Consider the following 17,695-nt stretch of genomic DNA (forward strand, 5'->3'; position numbering starts at 1 on the left):
GTTAACCCTTATAGCTGATAAGTTCTAGCATATTCACAAAAGCTTCACAAAATATTACAAAACCTTATTATATTTTTATATAGACATTAATATTTATGTTTCATTTCATTTATAAAAGTAGATAGACCATTGACTACAGCTGAAACTATTAGTACTCTAAAAGGTACAACTTTTCAGAAATAGGGGGGATGTTTTATGAAAGAAAAGCTATTTAGAAAAGCTAGCATCAAAGAATTTATGTTGTCAGATGCTCATTTTGAAAAAACACTTACTAAATGGAATCTTATCGCTTTGGGAATCGGCTCAATTATTGGTACAGGTATCTTTATTTTGCCTGGTATCGTTGCATATTCTACCTCTGGTCCTGCGATTACGATTTCATTTATTTTAGCAGCGATTGTCTGTGTTTTGGCAGCCTTATGTTTTGCTGAATTATCTTCAACTTTTCCAGTTGCCGGAAGTACTTACTCATATGGAAGTTTGATATTTGGTGAATTTCCTGGCTGGATTGTCGGTTGGTCACTTGTTCTAGAGTACGTTCTTGGTGTTGCCGCAGTCTCTTCTGGATTCTCAGCTTACTTTGTAAGTTTATTCAACGGTTTTGGTATCGAGATACCTAAGGAACTAACCGGTCCTTTTGATCCCAGCCAAGGAACTTTTGTAAATCTACCCTCAGTCATTGTTTTAATATTTATTTACTTCTTGCTACGTCGAGGAATAAAATCATCTGCACGTGTCAATGCATTCATGGTATTTGTCAAACTAGCAGTTATTGCAATATTTATTATAATTGGATTATTTTTTATTAAACCTACAAATTACCATCCCTACTTCCCTATGGGAGGAGCTGGTGTGATCAAAGGAGCTGCCTTAGTATTCTTTGCATATCTAGGATTTGATGTTGTTTCCTCATCAGCCCCTGAGGTTAAAAATCCTCAAAAAAATATACCAGCTGGTATCCTCTACTCACTAGCTATCTGTACTGTTCTGTACCTAATTATGTCTACTGTTCTAACCGGTATGGTTAATTACAAAAATTTAAATGTAGCTGACCCAGTTGTTTATGCTCTAAACGCTGTGGGAATGGGTCGTATTAGTTTTATAATTAGTATTGGTGCTTTAGCTGGTATGTTCACCATGATGTTAAACACCGTCTATGGTGGTTCAAGATTAGTCTACGCTCTAGGGCGTGATAATCTGATACCTAAGAAATTCGGTGAAATTAATCCTGACAATAAAGTTCCTATGCTTTCACTAAATTCAATCACTGTTCTAGCTATTTTATTAGGTGGTTTTGTCTCTCTTAAAGAATTGACAAGTTTGGTTAATATTGGAACTCTGGTTTCATTTACTTTTGTTTCTTTAGGTGTAATTAAACTAAGAAAACGTGATGATATTCCAAAGAGTAGCTTTCAAATGCCCCTATACCCTTGGCTTCCAGGATTGTCAGCAATTTTATGTGTTGCCTTAATGACTCAAGTAAGTATTCAATCATGGATTGCTTCATTAGTTTGGTTTGCAATTGGTATAGTTATTTACTTTATGTATGGTTACAGAAAAGCCGGGAAATCTCCTGAAAATTATAAATAGACTTATATCTTTATATTAAAGAAAAAGAATCGCAAAAAATGCGATTCTTTTTTCATTTTTTCGCTTGAAAATAAAAATTAATACGGTTTTAAGAAAACGATTTCATTGAATGAAAAAAAATGGTATATTATTGGCATAAACAAAGAGGGGGATTCAAATTATGAAAAAATTTCTTATTAGCACAATAGCAGCAGCAACACTACTAATAGTGACAGTTACTCCAACAGTAGCTTTGGCTGACACAACTGATGACGGGGTATCAGTTGAAAGTTCACAAGAAGCAGTTGATATTCCTGTTGTTCTAAGTATTCCAGCTGATGCAACTAACATCACTGCTATCACATTTACTCGCGGAACATTCTCACCAGATATCTACATTAGTAGCCGTGCTCTAAAACTAATCGTTGGATCAGGCGCAGTTGCTTCATCAGCTGTTGTATCTCTAATTCCTACAGTAGGACCAGTTCTTGCAGCAAGTATAATTTCTAACGCAAAAGAATACGCTGGATTCGTTGATGAGGGAATTGTCATTCATGTAAATAAAGGACTTGTGTCATACGTAAGTGGACAATAAAACAAAAAACCTACCAAATGGTAGGTTTTTTTATTTGTTCAAATTATAAGAAACAACGTATTCATTTACGGCTCTTATAGAATCTGCAACATCTTGTGATGAAACTTCAAAAGGCATGTTATGAATAGTCTCACTTGGAATTGTTGCTTGTTGACCAACTCTTAATAGATCTTCTGAGGTAACATCAGCAATATGCAAATCTTCCAAGGTAGTTGGCAATCCAACACTTTGATAAAAATCAATAAACTTATTCATTTTTTCTTCTGGTGCATTATCCAATATCAATTCACACAATGTTCCATATGCTACTTTTTCACCGTGCATCATTTTTTCTATATCACCATCTAGTACGGTAAAGGCATCATATATGGCATGAGCAGCTGCTAAGCCTGCACTTTCAAACCCTAGTCCACTCAGTAGTGTGTTAGCTTCTACGATCGTTTCTAGAGGTTCACTAGCAACACCTGCTTTGGCTGAACTGATTGCTTGTTTACTATGTGCAAACAAATTATCCATGCAAGTTTGAGCAATCGCCATTGCTGCTAAAGTTTGTTGACCGTGAACCATTGATTGGTTATGACCTTGTGCTACATCTAATGCTTCAACATTAGTTGCCATTGCATCACCAATACCAGCTATTAAAGTTCTTACTGGTGCATTCGCAACAACTGCAGTATCGATCAAAACCAAATCAGGATTCTTTTTATAGAATGAATAATCCTTGAATGTTCCGTCTTCATGGTACATAACTGACAAAGCTGAACATGGGGCATCAGTAGAGGCTGTTGTTGGCATGCTGACAACTTTTAAACCAAGGTCATAAGCAACCTTTTTGGCAGCATCAACAGTTTTTCCTCCACCTAACCCTAATATAACGTTAGAAGAATTTTCTTTTGCAATCTTTTCTACACGTGAAGCTTCTTCATCAGATGCTTCGCCTCCAAATTCAACATGAACAACATCAAAGTCATTGTCTTTTAAATTGTTATATACTTTATCACCTATAATATTCCAAACCACACTATCACATAATAATAATGGCTTGTCGCCAAGATCTTGAATATATATATTAGCGTTAGGAAATACATCCTTACCCTGAATATATCTTGATGGACTAGCAAAAATTCTGACCATTTTATACATCTCCTTTTTGATAACGGTTACATTATATGTTAAAATTAATATATTGTAAATATTAGATCTAAAATTTAATCTTGCTAGGAGCATATCTATGAAAAAAATAATGAATAAAGTTGAAGATATAGTACCAGAAATGGTAAGTGGTATGACAAAAGCATATCCTGATTTAATCAAACAAATTGATGGAACTCAGGCAATTATTAGAAATGATGAAAATTTCAAAAAAAATAAAATTGTTGGTCTAGTTTCTGGTGGTGGAAGTGGTCACGAACCACTTCACGCAGGATTTGTTGGCGACGGAATGCTATCTGCAGCTGTCTGTGGTGAAATATTTACTTCTCCCACACCGGATCAGATATATGAAGCAATCAAAGCAAGTGATAACGGTGAAGGTGTTCTACTAATAGTCAAAAACTATTCCGGTGACGTCATGAATTTTGATATGGCAAAGGAAATGGCAGACTTTGATGATATCAAAGTTGAACAAATAATAGTGGACGATGACATCTCAGTTGAAAATAGTGAATATACACAGGGTAAACGTGGTGTTGCCGGAACTGTTCTTGTTGAAAAAATTCTGGGAGCTGCAGCCAGATCAGATTTAAATTTAACTGATCTAAAAGCTCTAGGAGAAAAGGTAATTAATCAAACTCATACAATTGGTATTGCTTTAAGTGCAGCAACTGTACCTGCTGTTGGACATCCAGGATTTGAGCTACAAAATGACGAAATTGAATTCGGAATAGGTATACATAATGAACGTGGATATTCTGTTGAAAAATTACGTTCTTCTAAAGAAATTGCTGAAGAGCTTACTTCCAAAATTATGGATTCCTTTGAAAACAACACTTCCGCTAAATATTCAGTATTAGTCAACGGTATGGGTGCAACTCCATTAATGGAACAATATATTTTTACAAATGATGTACTAGATATTCTAAAAGATAAAAACTTCAACGTTGAATATTCAAAAGTTGGTAATTTGGTTACTTCTATCGATATGCAAGGATTATCTTTAACAATATCCAAAGTTGATGATCAACTTATCAATTATTTAAATGAACCTGTTACAACAATCGGATGGTAGGAGAATATAAAAATGAAATTAGAATTAGAACAAGCTCAAAACTGGTTAAACGAATTTTTTGAAAGTATTATTGAAAACAAAGATTTACTTAATGAATTAGACACCGCAATCGGAGATGGTGACCATGGAACAAACATGGAACGAGGGGTTAAAGCAGCGCAAGAGGCGCTACAAAATAAACCTGCTACTGATGTTGCTAAACTTTACATGACAACAGCTATGAGCCTAGTAAATAAAGTTGGTGGAGCTTCAGGACCGTTATACGGAACTGCCTTCATGGACATGGCAAAAGCTGTGAAATCAGAAAATATTGAACTTGCAGATTTAATCCAAATAGGTACTGATGGAATTAAAAGACGTGGTGAATCAGATGTAAAAATGAAAACCATGATTGATGTATGGCAACCAGTTGCAGATAGTTTATCAGATGATAAACTAAACAGTGAAGTAATTGAGAAAGCCCTAAATAACACAAAAGACATAGTTGCTACTAAGGGACGTGCAAGCTATCTTGGTGAACAATCAGTTGGTCATCTTGATCCAGGGGCAAAATCTAGTGAGCTATTATTCAAAGCTCTATTAAATCAAATATAGGAAGTGTAAAAATATATGAAGTACGGAATACTTATAGTTTCCCATGTAAATGAAATTGCTTTAGGCGTTACAAAATTAATAAAAGAAGCAGCGCCTGATTTATCTATTACTTACGCTGGAGGAACTGAAGACAACGATATTGGTTCTTCTCCTGAAAAAATTCAAGCAGCAATAGACGAAAATACTGGTGATAAAATTTTAGCTTTTTATGATTTAGGAAGTTCAAAAATGAATCTAGAAATGCTAATGGAATTTACTGATAGAGACATTGAAAAATTTGATGTAGCTTTTGTGGAAGGTGCTTATACTGCAGCAACCTTGGCACAAATATCATCACCTATTGAAAGTATAGAGGAATCACTAGCTCCACTTAAAATTAAATAGATCTTTATCACTTGATAAGCAAAAAAACTATTCATCATAATTGATGAATAGTTTTTTTGTTTTATCCAATTCCACCAGCCAAATTTTCAAAATCTGGTTTTGGAGCTTTTAAAATTAGTTTTTCATTTACGAATGCTTTTAGTCCTAATTCGCTCATTTCGCGACCATATCCAGAATTCTTTACTCCTCCAAATGGCAATTCTGGTAGCGTTACAACAAAGCTATTTACATAAACCATACCTGTTTCAAGTTTTGAAGCGACTTCAGCACCATGGTTTTCGTCTCCAGCAAAGACAATTCCTCCTAAACCAAAGTCAGAATCATTTGCCAAATCGATTGCTTCTTGTTCTGAATGAACCTTATAAACATGTGCTACTGGTCCAAACATTTCAGTGTGATATGCAGGATTCTCTTTATAGATATCTGTCAAGATAGTTGGTTGGAAAAATTGTCCTTCCAAGTCGATTGGTTCGTTACCATAATAAACTTTTGCTCCAGCAGATATAGCTTCATCTACTTGTTGTTGAAGCTTATCTTTAGCCTTTTTGGTATTCATAGGAGCAAGTGTTGTCTTAGTATCTAGTGGATCACCAGGAATAACTTTTTCGAAATTATCCTTCAGATTTTCTAGAAATTCATCGTATACATTGTCCATCACAATAAATCTTTTTGCAGATACACAAACTTGTCCAGCGTTTGCCAAACGTGCTCCAAAAGCTGTTTTATTAACCTGTTCCATATCAGCATCACCTAAAACGATAAATGCATCCATACCACCTAATTCCATCGTACTCTTTTTGATATTTGCACCAGCAATTTGTGCTACTGATTTTCCACCACGTTCTGATCCTGTTAGGGCGACACCTTGAACTCGTTTATCAGCAATAATATCTGATACTTGATCATAGCTTATAAACAAGTTAGTTATACTACCTTTGGGAGCACCAGCTTTAATAACCATATCTTCGAATGTTTGTGCTGACGTAGGAATATTAGCCGCATCTTTCAAAATCATAGGATTACCAACCATAAAATTAGGAGCAAACACACGCATAATTTGATAGTATGGGAAATTCCATGGTTCTACGGCCATAATTACCCCTGTAGAATTCATTTCTACAGTAGCTTCTCCGGTTGCAATAGTGTTGATTTTTTTAGGTTTTAGCATCTCTTCTGCATTATCAGCAAAGTAGTCAGCGATCATAGCACAGACTTCTACTTCACCTTTTGATTCAGAGATAAGTTTACCCATATCAATAGTAGCTATTTTAGCTAACTCATCAGAATTTTCACGGAATACCTTAGCAATATTCTTTAAAATTTTTGCACGTTCTGATATATCTTGCTTTTTCCAATCATGGTATAGTTTGTCACTTATTTCTAAGGTTTCTTTTATTTCATCATCAGTTGTATTAGGAAATCCTTTTACAAATTCATTGTTGTAAGGATTTATTGTTTTATATTTATAATCTTGTTCTTTCATGACATTCTCCTGTTGTATCAATTTTAGACAAAAAGCGACTAGCTAAATTAGCTAGTCGCTTTTTATTAGAATTAAGCTTTAACGCCTTCTTTAAATTCTTGACGAACTTCAATTTGATCTTGAACTTCTTTAGTCAATTGAGCTTTTGTAGCATCGTCCCAGTCATAATAATTTGCCATTTCATCAATAATATTATCTTTAATTGAATTCATGTGATCGAAATCAAACAACATTTGACTACTACGACGTAGAAGATAATCAATTGGATGCATTGCAAGTTCTTGTTCCATTGCATAGTGCAATTGTGCATAATCAACTGGATCTAGTTTTGTATCAGCTGATTTTGCTTCGTCAACATATTCATATACAGCATCAATGTTACTTCCATAACGATGAACTAGCTTACTTGCTTGTTCTTCTGTAAGTTCTTTATCAACACCACGTTGAATAGAACCATCAATTGAAGCTAAGAATTCTTCACTACCGTTAGGATATCCACCAGATAGAGCTAGTTTTTCAGTAGCTGCTTTCTTGTATGTGTATCCAGGATAATTTTCTGTAATATCTTTCAATACTTTATTAACAATTTTTTCAGCCATCTTACGATAACCAGTCAATTTACCACCGGCAATTGAATATAGTCCTGAATCTGAGTGGAAAATTTCATCTTTACGAGAAATTTCTGAAGGATCTTTACCTTCTTCTTGGATAAGAGGACGTACACCAGACCATGCAGATTCAACATCATCGAATGTTAGTGGTTCGATATCGAACATACCATTTACTGCTTTCAAGATGTAGTTAACATCTTGTTTTGTAACTGATGGTTCTTTTGGATCTTCTTCCCAAGTTGTATCAGTTGTACCGAAGTATGTTTTTCCTTCACGAGGAATAGCAAACATCATACGTTTGTCATTGAATGGTGTATCAAAGAAGATTGAGTTTGAAATTGGGAATTTTGATTGGTCAACAATCAAGTGAACACCCTTTGTTAGATGTAGATGTTTACCAACATCAGAACCATCCATCTTACGAATATCATCAACCCAAGGACCAGCAGCATTTACGATACGTTTTGCATGAATTGTTCCTGTTTCACCAGTAATTTGATCAACAAATTCAACACCATCTGCTTGGCCTTTGTCATTATATGTAATGTTAGTTACTTTAGCGTAGTTAGCCAAAAGTGCTCCATCTTCATGAGCTTTTTTGATAACTTCTGTAACTAGACGTGAGTCATCTGTACGGTATTCAACATAAACACCTGTACCTTGTAATCCTTCGCTCTTCAAGTATGGTTCACGTTCCAATGAGTCTGTAGGATTTAGCATGAATTTACGTTCGCTCTTACGAACCATTGCCAAGCGATCATAAACATCTAGACCTAGAGCTGTTGAGTAACGACCATATGTACCACCCTTGTAGAAAGGTAGCATCATTTTCAATGGTGTTGTTACATGAGGTGCATTTTCATAAACGATAGCACGTTCAGATCCAACTTCATGAACTTCCTTAATAGCAAATTGTGCTAAATAACGTAGTCCACCATGGACTAGTTTTGTTGAACGACTAGAAGTACCTGATGAAAAATCACGCATTTCTAGTAGTCCAGCATTTAGACCACGAGTCTTTGCATCCAAAACGATACCAGCACCAGTAATTCCCCCACCGATAACTAGAATATCTAATTCTTCTTCTTGCATTTTTTTAAGATCTGCAAGTCTTGTTTTACTGTTAAATTCAACCATTTAATGTTGCCTCCAAATTTTAGTAAGCGTTTTCTTGTAGCTTCATATATAGTTATAACAGAAATAATTCAATTTCACAAACGAATATAGGTAATTTTTTGAAAATATTTTTTTTATGCACAATTTTTAAGAAAATTTCCTTATTTTTCAACATTTATATTAAAAAAGAGAACTCCCTTCGGGGGTTCTCCTAGTTTGTGAAATTATTCTTTTTAGTCCTTAGTAATTGTAACTGTTAAGTTATTTACATTCTTTGCTTCATGATTTACAGAAATTCCATGATCTTGAGCTAATACATCAGTATGTTCTTTAATTGCCTTTTGATAACCATTAAAGAATTTCATGGAAGACCAGTTCATTCCTCCTTCAAAACCCATAAATGTTTCGTCATACAATGGTGTTTCATCTAACTTAGAATGAATAATTATTTTAGTAACTTGGTCTCCTGAAATTTCCAAACTGATAGTTATGGGATCATTCTCTACAGCAACAAATAGTCCTTCGTTGTATTCAGCTGGTAACTGCAACTTTTCTGAAACTCGAGGGTTAAAAACCGATCTTAAATTTTCATAACTTGTAATATTAGTCATAAGTGATCTCCTTTTTTCTCTTGAGTATACAATTAAATATAAAAAAGATATATCAAATTATATTTTATTAAACCAAATACAGTATAATTATATTAATAATAAGAAAGGGGTGACTTATTTTGCATAGTTTGGAATTAAAATTATCGGATGATCTTTTTTTGAGATTAAAAAATCAAGCAAAGAAAGATAATCTTTCTATTGAAGATATAGTGATTAATGCTCTTGATAATAGCATCTCTAATGCTGAATCCAATTTTGAAATTAGAAATGTTGTAGGTCAAGAAATTGATGGAAAAAATATTTTTGAAAAAGATGATCTAGTATTAATTCATGGAATTTTCTATAGATATAAGTTAGATGAAAATTTAACTAAAATAGATAAAAAAGAAACTTACATAATTAAAAACGCCACTGGAAATATTATAATTATAGGTCGAAATGGGGAAAAATAATGGCATTTGGGATAACAATTGTTCGTCAAAATAATCAAGGTTTAATTGAAACACTAGGTAAATATCGTAGAAGTGTTGAATCTGGCTTACATTTCTACATCCCTTTTGTTCAAAGAGTTCGTAAGGTCAGTCTTGCTATGTCACCACTATCTTTACCTAATTATTCAATTATTACAAAGGATAATGCCGACGTACGTGCAAGTTTAACATTAAACTACCATGTTACTAATTCTGTTAAATACACATATGAAAATACAGATTCAGTAGAATCTATGTCACAGCTAGTTCGTGGTCATCTACGTGATATTATTGGACGCATGGATTTGAACGAAGCTTTAGGTTCAACTGCTAAAATTAACCAAGAGTTAGCATTAGCTATCGGTGATTTAACAAATACTTACGGTATCAATGTTGATCGTATAAACATTGATGAATTAACACCTTCTACTTCTATTCAAGCAGCGATGGACAAGCAACTTACAGCTGATCGTGAAAGAGTTGCTTCCATTGCCAAAGCTGAAGGTGAAGCTAAATCAATCGAACTAACAACTAAAGCTAAAAATGATGCTCTTGTTGCTACGGCTGAAGCCGAAGCAAATGCTACAAAAACTAGAGCTGATGCTGAAAAGTATCGTATTGATACTATCCAAACTGGACTATCAAATGCTGATGATAAGTACTTTAAGAATCAATCCATTACAGCATTCTCTGATTTAGCTAAATCAGAATCAAATACCATCGTAATACCATCTGATGAAATTACCGAACTTGGTAAATTACCTGTTGCCGGTAAACTTCTAGGAACAAAAAAATAATATAAACAAAAAAAGTATACCTACAAGGTATACTTTTTTATTTATTTAACTGTGAAAACATCACTTACATCAGCTGGTGTATAACTATCAACTGTTACCTTATTTGCCTTAGCAAAGGAATTTGTATTCATAATATATGTCAAAATTCTCTTGGCAGATAATTGCAAGTCACCTAGCATTAACTTGTTGCCATTTTCACCAGTTTTTGAAACATTTTCTTGAATATGGCTCACTGTACCACCAGGCATGATTAAATCATTTCCGGCATGTATTGATTCAGCTGAAGTTTCTAATCCTCCAACACTAAACCAATCAGTCATTACAGATCCTTTATAACCCCATTCACCACGTAAAATATCTGTTAATAATTCATAATTTGTTGAATTATATACACCATTTACCTTGTTATAAGATGACATTATAAATTCTGGTTGTGAATCCTTAACAGCAATCTCAAAGCCTTTTAGATAAATTTCTCTAAGTGCTTGTTCACCAATTACTGAATCACTTGTCATACGGTCTTCTTCTTGGTTATTAGCAACAAAGTGTTTTATGGTTGTTCCAACACCAGGGTTAGACTGTACTCCTCTAGTCATGGCAGTTGCTGATACTCCAGAAACTAATGGATCTTCTGAATAATATTCAAAATTACGTCCATTTAAAGGATTACGATGGATATTCATTCCCGGTGCTAACCAAGTATCAACACCAAACTTAATCATTTCTTGACCAGTTTGACGACCAATTTTTTCAATCATATCTTTATCCCATGATTGAGCTAACAGAGTACCTATTGGCCACGCAGTAGCGTATTGATAATATGTTTTTCCCATATCAGTATACTCATTTGTTAGACGCAAACCAGCTGGTCCATCTGCATTGACTGTAATTGGAACACCCTTATTTACTAATGTATCAGTTGTTTGTCCTGCTGCACCCTTAACTTGAGTTGAGGCATTACCAACTATAGAAGGATTTTCTGTTAATTCTGACATAATGTCATTAAAATTAGTGCCTTTAAAGGTCATGCTTCCATTTACTATCAAACTCAATTGTTTTGCTGATAAACTAGCCACAAACTGATCCATAGTTATCTTATGATCGTAGACATCTTTCAATGTATAAGAAGTTGCCACATATCCAACATTTTCGATATTCTGATTCATACCATTATCTGGTAAATTTGCTACTTGTGAATCATCCGTTATTAACGTTGTAGTTGAATTTGAATCGTATTTTGATGCATTATCTCCATTAACCAAATTCAATGAATCAGGATCTAAATTAAGCTTAACCGCACCTGACTTATCCATATTCTTAGATATGTTTGAATTAGAAGGTTGTGCGTGCAATTCAGTTGGATCATTAGCAGGCATTACCTTATTAGATAATTGTTCTGTTATAACAGTTTCCGGTAAGTTTAAAACTGCTGAAACCTTAGTATTTCTTGAGCTGTCACCTACTAGTAATGTATAGTCTCCAGCGTCCATAACATAGGCAGCTTTTTCAATATCATAACTAGCCATATTTGAAGCATCAAAAGTAATTACTAAATTTTGACTTTCTCCTGGTGCTAAATTCTTTGTTTTAGCGTAAGCAACCAAATTTTGATAAGCTTTATCAACCGTTCCATCTGGTGCTGAGTAATAAACTTGGACAACTTCTTTTCCAGAATACTTGTTGCCTGTATTTGTAACTTTTACTTGTGTAGTAATTTTGTTGCCACTTAGCATTGTACTTTGTGGTTCAATATTGAAGTTTGTGTACGACTCACCATATCCAAATTCATAATGAGGAGTCACATTATAAGTATCAAAATAACGATAACCTACGTAGATACCTTCATTGTAATTTTCAAGTTCTGAATTGTTATCATTTTTACTAAAAGTATCTGAAGATGGATAATCAGAGTAATTATATGCCCACGTATCAGTCAGTTTACCTGATGGAGTTACTTTACCACTTATAATATCGGCAACAGCATTACCACCTCGTTGTCCTGCTTGTGACATGAGTAAAACTGCATCTAAGTCTGGCATTTCATCAATCCGTTTTGTATCGATAGGAGCACCAATATTAAGTAAAACTATGCTCTTTTCATAAGTTTCAGACATTTTTTTGATATTTTGATATTCATTGTCTGTTAACAGATAGTCACCTTTTGTATCTGTACGATCAGCTCCTTCTCCAGAATTACGTTGAAGTACATAGATACCGACATCTGCGGGAGCAGAATCAAATTCTTCTTGAGTAATAGCTTTATCATCATATTTAAATGTCGATAATAAAGAATTGCCTTCATTGTCATAATCTTGCTTCTTTTGATCATAATCACTCTTAGTATCATTTAAATATTCGTCTGATGTTATTTTATAACCACTATCATTTAATCCATCCCAGACGTTAACCGTATCTCTAGGATTACTATCTCCCGATCCAGTTCCACCTTTTATCGTTCCATAAGCTCCACCACCATACAATGCAACTGCATCGTCAGTTGATACTGGTAAAGCATTGTTCTTGTTTTGTAGTAGAACCATAGAATCAGCTGCTGCCTGTTGTGAAAGATCAGCATTATTCTTCTCATCTGTTGTTTCTGTAGGATCTACAGTTGCCGCTGAAACCTTATTTGACTTACTTAAAAATAATACAGATCCGCCAATAATTATTGATGATGCTGCAAACAAGTATAAATATTTTCGATATTTTTTGATAATCTTCACACCCCTTTTTTATACGTGATTATTTTAACATTTATAAAAACGATTACAATGTTAATCAAAATAAAAAAGCACATAGATATGTACTTCTTAAAATGATTGAAAAATTCTAGAATTACCATCATTATCAAGATTAAAATTGAATTCTGTTTCAAAAGTGTTTTCTAGTGAATCTTTTTGAATAATATCAGTTGTTTTTCCCTGCTTAATTATTGATCCGTTATTGTACAAAATTACATAATCAGATAACTGCGCAAGAGTATCTAAATCATGATCCACAATAAAAAACGATTGCTTATTTTTTACATCTTTTATCAATTTAACAACTTGTTTTTTATACTTAGGATCCAGGTTATTAAAGGGTTCATCAAGATATACATATTCTGTTGACTCAATTAAGACCGCTATAATAAGCAATACTTGCTGTTGACCACCAGACAAAGAATTGAAAGGAACATCCAATTTATCAGTTAAATTAAGATATTCTAAATACTCTGAATAATCAATATCATGGTGATTACTCAAATCTAAAATAGATTGAACACTTATTGATCCATAGATTTTCTCACGTTGATTAAAATAAGCAACTATACTTGATCGATTTTTAATTGAGATCTCCCTCAAGTTGTTATCGTTATAAAATACGTTTCCTTGGTAATCTTTAATTTGTCCTGTAAGTATCTTCAATAAAGTACTTTTACCGCTACCATTTGGACCAATAATTGAAGTAATTCCTTTATCGGGGAGTTCTATTGAAAGATTATCAATAACTGTTTTTTCATCATATGAATAACTAATATTCTTCGCTTCCATTGCTCCCCCTAATTACAAAATAAAATAATATTGGTGCACAGATTATATTACAAATTAAAGCCGCAGGTATTTCCACCGGATAGAATAGATTTCTTCCCAAAAAGTCAGAAAGAATCATCAGATTTGAACCGAGTAAAATTGTGTCGATAAAGTATTGATTAGTTTTTATACCATCAATTTGTTTAACAATATTAGGTATAACAATTCCTAAGAATAAGAATTCACCAACTATTCCAACCACAGTTGATATAACGATACTGATTATTAATAATATATAAATATTTATTTTTCGGATGTCTATTCCTAACTCAATAATTTTGTTGTCATTAAAAGAGTAATATGGAATATATTTATCAAATAAAATCAATAAAGTCAGTAATATACATCCTAAAATAATCATTAGGTATGCTTGATTCGAACTAATTAAATTAAATCCAGCAAAAATTGAAGATTCTTGGTTATGAGTTATATAATTCAGTATCTGATTTAAACATGTAAAGAAAACACTTAGACAAACACCAAATAAAACAAATTTTGTAGGACTAACATCTTTTTCTTTAATCCAAACCAAGATTCCAATTAATAATAATGATCCAACAGCGCCATATATAATTTTTGAACCTAGAAATATTGGCAGAAAAATTACTAATAAATTTTTAAAAAAACTAGCACTGGATGTCAATCCAACTAAACCAGGATCAACTAGATTGTTTCTAAATATCAATTGTAAATACAGTCCTGAAATTGATATTAATGCGCCTGTAAACATTGCTACTACTGTTCTGGACAATCTCAACTGTAACACAGCTGCATTTGTACCTTTGACATTAAAAGGATTTATAACGCTACTATCACAAAAGCTGATATTCAAGTAGAGTAATATCAACAATAGGGCAGCATTAAATATTAGAAATTTATTGAGTCTTGTTTTACTTTCCATTGACAATTTTATTTATCCCATTTAAAGCACGAATAACATTCATATTAGCGGTTGAAGAGTATAACGGTTCTTTCAAATAGAATACTTTTCCATTTTTAAAAGCGGGCATCTGCTGCCAAACTTGATTACTGGAAAATTCCGTTTGAAAGTCTTTCTTTACTACATCAGGCATAGCATGAGCTAAACATATAACAATATCAGGTTTAGCTTTTTGAACCTCTTCCATATTAACTGAGACGTACTCACCACTAGTATCTGATTCGATTACTTTATTATTTGTAGTACTTACTAGTGATCCTATATATGAATTACTAGTTGCCTGCAGATAACTTCCTCCAGGCATTCCAAAAAGAATTAACACTTTTTTTGGTTTGTTATTTTTGTTATCTTGTTTTATTTTATTGACGCTTCTATCGAGCTTGGCGTTATACTCGTCAGCATATTTTTGTTTACCACATTTTTTTGCCATTGAATTCAGAGAACTTTTTAAGCTATCAATATTTTGTAAATCAACATATGTAACATTTATGCCGTTACTTTTAAATCCTTCATTCAAAGTATCCTTAAGAGTAGTTACAGCATAGACCTGATTAGCATTCAACTTCTTTATTTTCTCCATATTTGGAGACATTGGACTTCCAACTTTTGTAACACCGTTATATCTTTTGGGAATGCTATAACTTGTTGTTGGTATTCCTTTTAAGTCTATATGAAGGGTGTCTGCCATCTGAACTAATGCATATGTTGTAACAACCGGAGCATTGTCATTCTTAGTATTATCTGTACTTTTTGATAATACATTTAAAGAAAAAATTGAACCTAATCCTATCAACCAAAGAAAAAAGACGAAAATTATTGTCTTAGAATAACTTTTTCTTTTTTGCAAAGAATCCTCCACCGAGTGCTAATGCACCAACTGCCACAGCGGCAGATATTTGAGGAATGTTAGTCTTATGATTTTCGTCTTTTTTGGTTGATTTCTTTTTATCACTTTTATTGCTTGATTTTGGTGATTTCTTTTTGTCAGTTTTCTTTTTTGGCTTTTTATCTTTGTCAGATTTCTTTTCAGAATTATTCGCATTGCTATCAGCATTTGAATTCTCTGGTTGTGCAGCAGCTGATTGCTGTGAATTATTTGAATTGTTCAATTTAGGATAGTTACTGAACATTAAGCCAAATGGATATGTATGGTGATAATCGATACTGTCAATATCAACTTTCATTGTACCTGTAATATTACTTAATTGATTAGAAGTAAAAGTAATTGTTGTATAGTAAAAATTTGCATCCTCACTATTTTTAATACCTGTTGTTTGAACATTCATAGATAAAATTCTAACAGGCCAAGAACCTAATTTTTTATCAGTCTTAACTGTGTAAGACACTTGATAAGAATTATTTACAACATTTACTGTAGCAGGTTTAGAAAAATATGCATCGGCATAACTTGTAGCGCCACTTGGTTGGACAACTGTATAGTTAACAGCATCAGCTTTAACATCTTGAATATTACTTGTTAAAGTAATACCTAAAATTGTAGCAAGCGTTATAAAAACCAGAGAAACTATTTTCTTCATAGCAAGTCCTCAGAAAACTTTGTACGTGCAATATTAAACATAGCTATTGAAAGTAATATAAATCCCGCATATGAAATATATTGAGGCAAAGCTTTACTGCTTGTTTGAGGTAGCATTCCACTATATGATGGTAACGAACTACCTGAGTTTCCTGACGATGATGGCATCATTGGTGATGAACTTACCCCTGTGAAACTAGGTAGAGAAGGAGCAGAACCACCATTTGATTTATCGTTTGATAAACCAGATACAATTGGTAATTCCACTTGTGTATTGTTGTCCCCATCGGACTTACTAAATTTAAAGTTAATGTTGTAAGTTTCATGATATGAATAACTATCTATATCTACTTTAATTTTGGCAGGAACTAAGTTATTAAGCTCATCCAAACTTTTTACAGTAAAGTCAAAAGCCATATAGTAGTAATCACCACTTTGATATGTAGTAATATCGTCTTTATTTATCTGACTATTATTGATTGATAAAATTTGAGTAGTATTTGATCCATAACTAACTGGTGTTTTCATTTCAAGCCCTACAATGTATTCACCATTTTGTGCTTGCTTTACTGTAGTTTTTTGAGTGAAGAATTGATTAGCAGTTGAAATACCATCATTGGAATCTTCTTTCAATACTTGATAACTGTAATCTCCTACATTTATCGGTTGATCAGTGACTGAACTTTCAGTCTTTGTTTCTGCCTTATCATCAACGTTAGTTGTACTTGTTACGTTATTAGAAGTTTGTACAGATGAATTAGTTTTTGCAATTCTTAATTGCATATTTTGTGACTCATTAACCAATCCAGGTACACTAATATTAACTGTCATATCACTAAAACTACCATCAGAATTTACTGGTAAGGTAATCTTACCATCTGATGTAGCTTGATATGTTTTGCCATTTATAACAATGGATGACAGGTACTTTTTAGCAATATCACTCAAAGGAATTGTAGCGGTAGTTTGACCATTAGAAGTCTTTATATCAGCCATTCCATCAAATAATGGTCGTTTTGTATAAGGTTGACCGTTATAGTAAACATCAATATTTGATTGATAATCATTTGTTGAAGTTGCTTGAACTTGTTGAATATTTATTACATCATCAACAACTGCTGTACTAAATCCAACAATACCTAAAGATAATAATGTAAGACAAGTATATTTTATTCTATTCATTTTCATC

Annotated in this window: 17 protein-coding genes; 7 read left to right on the plus strand and 10 right to left on the minus strand. The window is 33.1% G+C overall.

Going from position 1 to position 17,695, the window contains the following annotated elements:
- Window positions 1-195: 195 nt before the first annotated feature.
- Window positions 196-1,590, plus strand: coding sequence for an amino acid permease (locus CS873_RS01210; RefSeq protein ID WP_099974073.1), 1,395 nt, complete (start codon window positions 196-198; stop codon window positions 1,588-1,590).
- A 160-nt stretch (window positions 1,591-1,750) separates the two neighbouring features.
- The gene (locus CS873_RS01215) at window positions 1,751-2,164 is read left to right on the plus strand and encodes a hypothetical protein (protein ID WP_099974074.1); all 414 of its coding nucleotides are present in this window, start codon (window positions 1,751-1,753) and stop codon (window positions 2,162-2,164) included.
- A gap of 30 nt (window positions 2,165-2,194) precedes the next feature.
- On the opposite strand, the gene CS873_RS01220 is transcribed toward CS873_RS01215, so the two are convergent.
- On the minus strand, window positions 2,195-3,298 hold the full coding sequence (locus tag CS873_RS01220; RefSeq protein WP_099974075.1) for a glycerol dehydrogenase: 1,104 nt from the start codon (window positions 3,296-3,298) through the stop codon (window positions 2,195-2,197).
- Between the two features lie 97 nt (window positions 3,299-3,395).
- On the opposite strand from CS873_RS01220, the gene dhaK reads away from it, so the two are divergent.
- From dhaK to dhaM, 3 genes are read left to right on the plus strand one after another with little or no spacing between them, the layout of a single operon-like run.
- Complete coding sequence (gene dhaK, locus CS873_RS01225) at window positions 3,396-4,391, plus strand: dihydroxyacetone kinase subunit DhaK (protein ID WP_099974076.1); 996 nt, start codon at window positions 3,396-3,398, stop codon at window positions 4,389-4,391.
- 12 nt (window positions 4,392-4,403) lie between these two features.
- Entirely contained in the window at window positions 4,404-4,985 is a 582-nt protein-coding gene (gene dhaL, locus CS873_RS01230; protein WP_099974077.1) for a dihydroxyacetone kinase subunit DhaL, read from the plus strand.
- A 15-nt stretch (window positions 4,986-5,000) separates the two neighbouring features.
- Window positions 5,001-5,369, plus strand: a complete 369-nt coding sequence (gene dhaM / locus CS873_RS01235; RefSeq protein WP_099974078.1) for a dihydroxyacetone kinase phosphoryl donor subunit DhaM — start codon at window positions 5,001-5,003, stop codon at window positions 5,367-5,369.
- Between the two features lie 61 nt (window positions 5,370-5,430).
- Here dhaM and CS873_RS01240 read toward each other — a convergent pair whose 3' ends face one another.
- The 3 genes from CS873_RS01240 to CS873_RS01250 all read right to left on the minus strand — a co-directional run bounded on the left by CS873_RS01240 (window position 5,431) and on the right by CS873_RS01250 (window position 9,190).
- Entirely contained in the window at window positions 5,431-6,852 is a 1,422-nt protein-coding gene (locus CS873_RS01240) for an NAD-dependent succinate-semialdehyde dehydrogenase (protein WP_099974079.1), read from the minus strand.
- Window positions 6,853-6,923: 71 nt separating this feature from the next.
- Window positions 6,924-8,600, minus strand: a complete 1,677-nt coding sequence (locus CS873_RS01245) for a glycerol-3-phosphate dehydrogenase/oxidase (RefSeq protein WP_099974080.1) — start codon at window positions 8,598-8,600, stop codon at window positions 6,924-6,926.
- 212 nt (window positions 8,601-8,812) lie between these two features.
- The gene (locus CS873_RS01250) at window positions 8,813-9,190 is read right to left on the minus strand and encodes a hypothetical protein (protein WP_099974081.1); all 378 of its coding nucleotides are present in this window, start codon (window positions 9,188-9,190) and stop codon (window positions 8,813-8,815) included.
- Window positions 9,191-9,348: 158 nt separating this feature from the next.
- On the opposite strand from CS873_RS01250, the gene CS873_RS01255 reads away from it, so the two are divergent.
- Together CS873_RS01255 and CS873_RS01260 are read left to right on the plus strand one after the other, a co-directional pair.
- Window positions 9,349-9,642: a hypothetical protein gene (locus CS873_RS01255; RefSeq protein ID WP_138108116.1), complete on the plus strand. Its 294-nt coding sequence runs from the start codon at window positions 9,349-9,351 to the stop codon at window positions 9,640-9,642.
- Window positions 9,642-10,457 (plus strand): SPFH domain-containing protein, encoded by an 816-nt coding sequence (locus CS873_RS01260; protein ID WP_099974083.1) that lies wholly within the window; start codon window positions 9,642-9,644, stop codon window positions 10,455-10,457. Before CS873_RS01255 ends, CS873_RS01260 begins: the two co-directional genes overlap by 1 nt.
- 41 nt (window positions 10,458-10,498) lie before the next feature.
- Here the strand turns inward: CS873_RS01260 and CS873_RS01265 are convergent, their stop codons facing one another.
- From CS873_RS01265 to CS873_RS01290, 6 genes are all read right to left on the minus strand, one after another.
- Window positions 10,499-13,180, minus strand: a complete 2,682-nt coding sequence (locus CS873_RS01265; RefSeq protein ID WP_099974084.1) for a glycoside hydrolase family 3 protein — start codon at window positions 13,178-13,180, stop codon at window positions 10,499-10,501.
- Between the two features lie 87 nt (window positions 13,181-13,267).
- Window positions 13,268-13,990, minus strand: coding sequence for an ABC transporter ATP-binding protein (locus tag CS873_RS01270; protein ID WP_099974085.1), 723 nt, complete (start codon window positions 13,988-13,990; stop codon window positions 13,268-13,270).
- Complete coding sequence (locus CS873_RS01275; RefSeq protein WP_138108117.1) at window positions 13,971-14,930, minus strand: iron ABC transporter permease; 960 nt, start codon at window positions 14,928-14,930, stop codon at window positions 13,971-13,973. Before CS873_RS01275 ends, CS873_RS01270 begins: the two co-directional genes overlap by 20 nt.
- A complete protein-coding gene (locus CS873_RS01280; RefSeq protein ID WP_099974087.1) occupies window positions 14,920-15,816 on the minus strand; it encodes an ABC transporter substrate-binding protein in 897 nt (298 codons plus the stop codon). Before CS873_RS01280 ends, CS873_RS01275 begins: the two co-directional genes overlap by 11 nt.
- A complete protein-coding gene (locus tag CS873_RS01285) occupies window positions 15,791-16,507 on the minus strand; it encodes an NEAT domain-containing protein (RefSeq protein WP_099974088.1) in 717 nt (238 codons plus the stop codon). The genes CS873_RS01280 and CS873_RS01285 overlap by 26 nt, the downstream gene beginning before the upstream one ends.
- Complete coding sequence (locus tag CS873_RS01290) at window positions 16,504-17,694, minus strand: hypothetical protein (RefSeq protein ID WP_099974089.1); 1,191 nt, start codon at window positions 17,692-17,694, stop codon at window positions 16,504-16,506. The genes CS873_RS01285 and CS873_RS01290 overlap by 4 nt, the downstream gene beginning before the upstream one ends.
- Window position 17,695 lies beyond the last annotated feature (1 nt).

The organism is Companilactobacillus metriopterae (genome assembly GCF_002762335.1).
Classification (GTDB): domain Bacteria; phylum Bacillota; class Bacilli; order Lactobacillales; family Lactobacillaceae; genus Companilactobacillus; species Companilactobacillus metriopterae.

What these genes read in the sequence shown, in the direction of transcription:
- dhaK (WP_099974076.1), top strand. Translation starts at nt 3,396, where the DNA reads ATGAAAAAAATAATGAATAAAGTTGAAGATATAGTACCAGAAATGGTA.
- CS873_RS01220 (WP_099974075.1), bottom strand. Translation starts at nt 3,298, where the DNA reads ATGGTCAGAATTTTTGCTAGTCCATCAAGATATATTCAGGGTAAGGAT.
- CS873_RS01210 (WP_099974073.1), top strand. Translation starts at nt 196, where the DNA reads ATGAAAGAAAAGCTATTTAGAAAAGCTAGCATCAAAGAATTTATGTTG.
- dhaM (WP_099974078.1), top strand. Translation starts at nt 5,001, where the DNA reads ATGAAGTACGGAATACTTATAGTTTCCCATGTAAATGAAATTGCTTTA.
- CS873_RS01290 (WP_099974089.1), bottom strand. Translation starts at nt 17,694, where the DNA reads ATGAAAATGAATAGAATAAAATATACTTGTCTTACATTATTATCTTTA.
- CS873_RS01285 (WP_099974088.1), bottom strand. Translation starts at nt 16,507, where the DNA reads ATGAAGAAAATAGTTTCTCTGGTTTTTATAACGCTTGCTACAATTTTA.
- CS873_RS01245 (WP_099974080.1), bottom strand. Translation starts at nt 8,600, where the DNA reads ATGGTTGAATTTAACAGTAAAACAAGACTTGCAGATCTTAAAAAAATG.
- CS873_RS01270 (WP_099974085.1), bottom strand. Translation starts at nt 13,990, where the DNA reads ATGGAAGCGAAGAATATTAGTTATTCATATGATGAAAAAACAGTTATT.
- dhaL (WP_099974077.1), top strand. Translation starts at nt 4,404, where the DNA reads ATGAAATTAGAATTAGAACAAGCTCAAAACTGGTTAAACGAATTTTTT.
- CS873_RS01275 (WP_138108117.1), bottom strand. Translation starts at nt 14,930, where the DNA reads ATGGAAAGTAAAACAAGACTCAATAAATTTCTAATATTTAATGCTGCC.
- CS873_RS01260 (WP_099974083.1), top strand. Translation starts at nt 9,642, where the DNA reads ATGGCATTTGGGATAACAATTGTTCGTCAAAATAATCAAGGTTTAATT.
- CS873_RS01250 (WP_099974081.1), bottom strand. Translation starts at nt 9,190, where the DNA reads ATGACTAATATTACAAGTTATGAAAATTTAAGATCGGTTTTTAACCCT.
- CS873_RS01240 (WP_099974079.1), bottom strand. Translation starts at nt 6,852, where the DNA reads ATGAAAGAACAAGATTATAAATATAAAACAATAAATCCTTACAACAAT.
- CS873_RS01215 (WP_099974074.1), top strand. Translation starts at nt 1,751, where the DNA reads ATGAAAAAATTTCTTATTAGCACAATAGCAGCAGCAACACTACTAATA.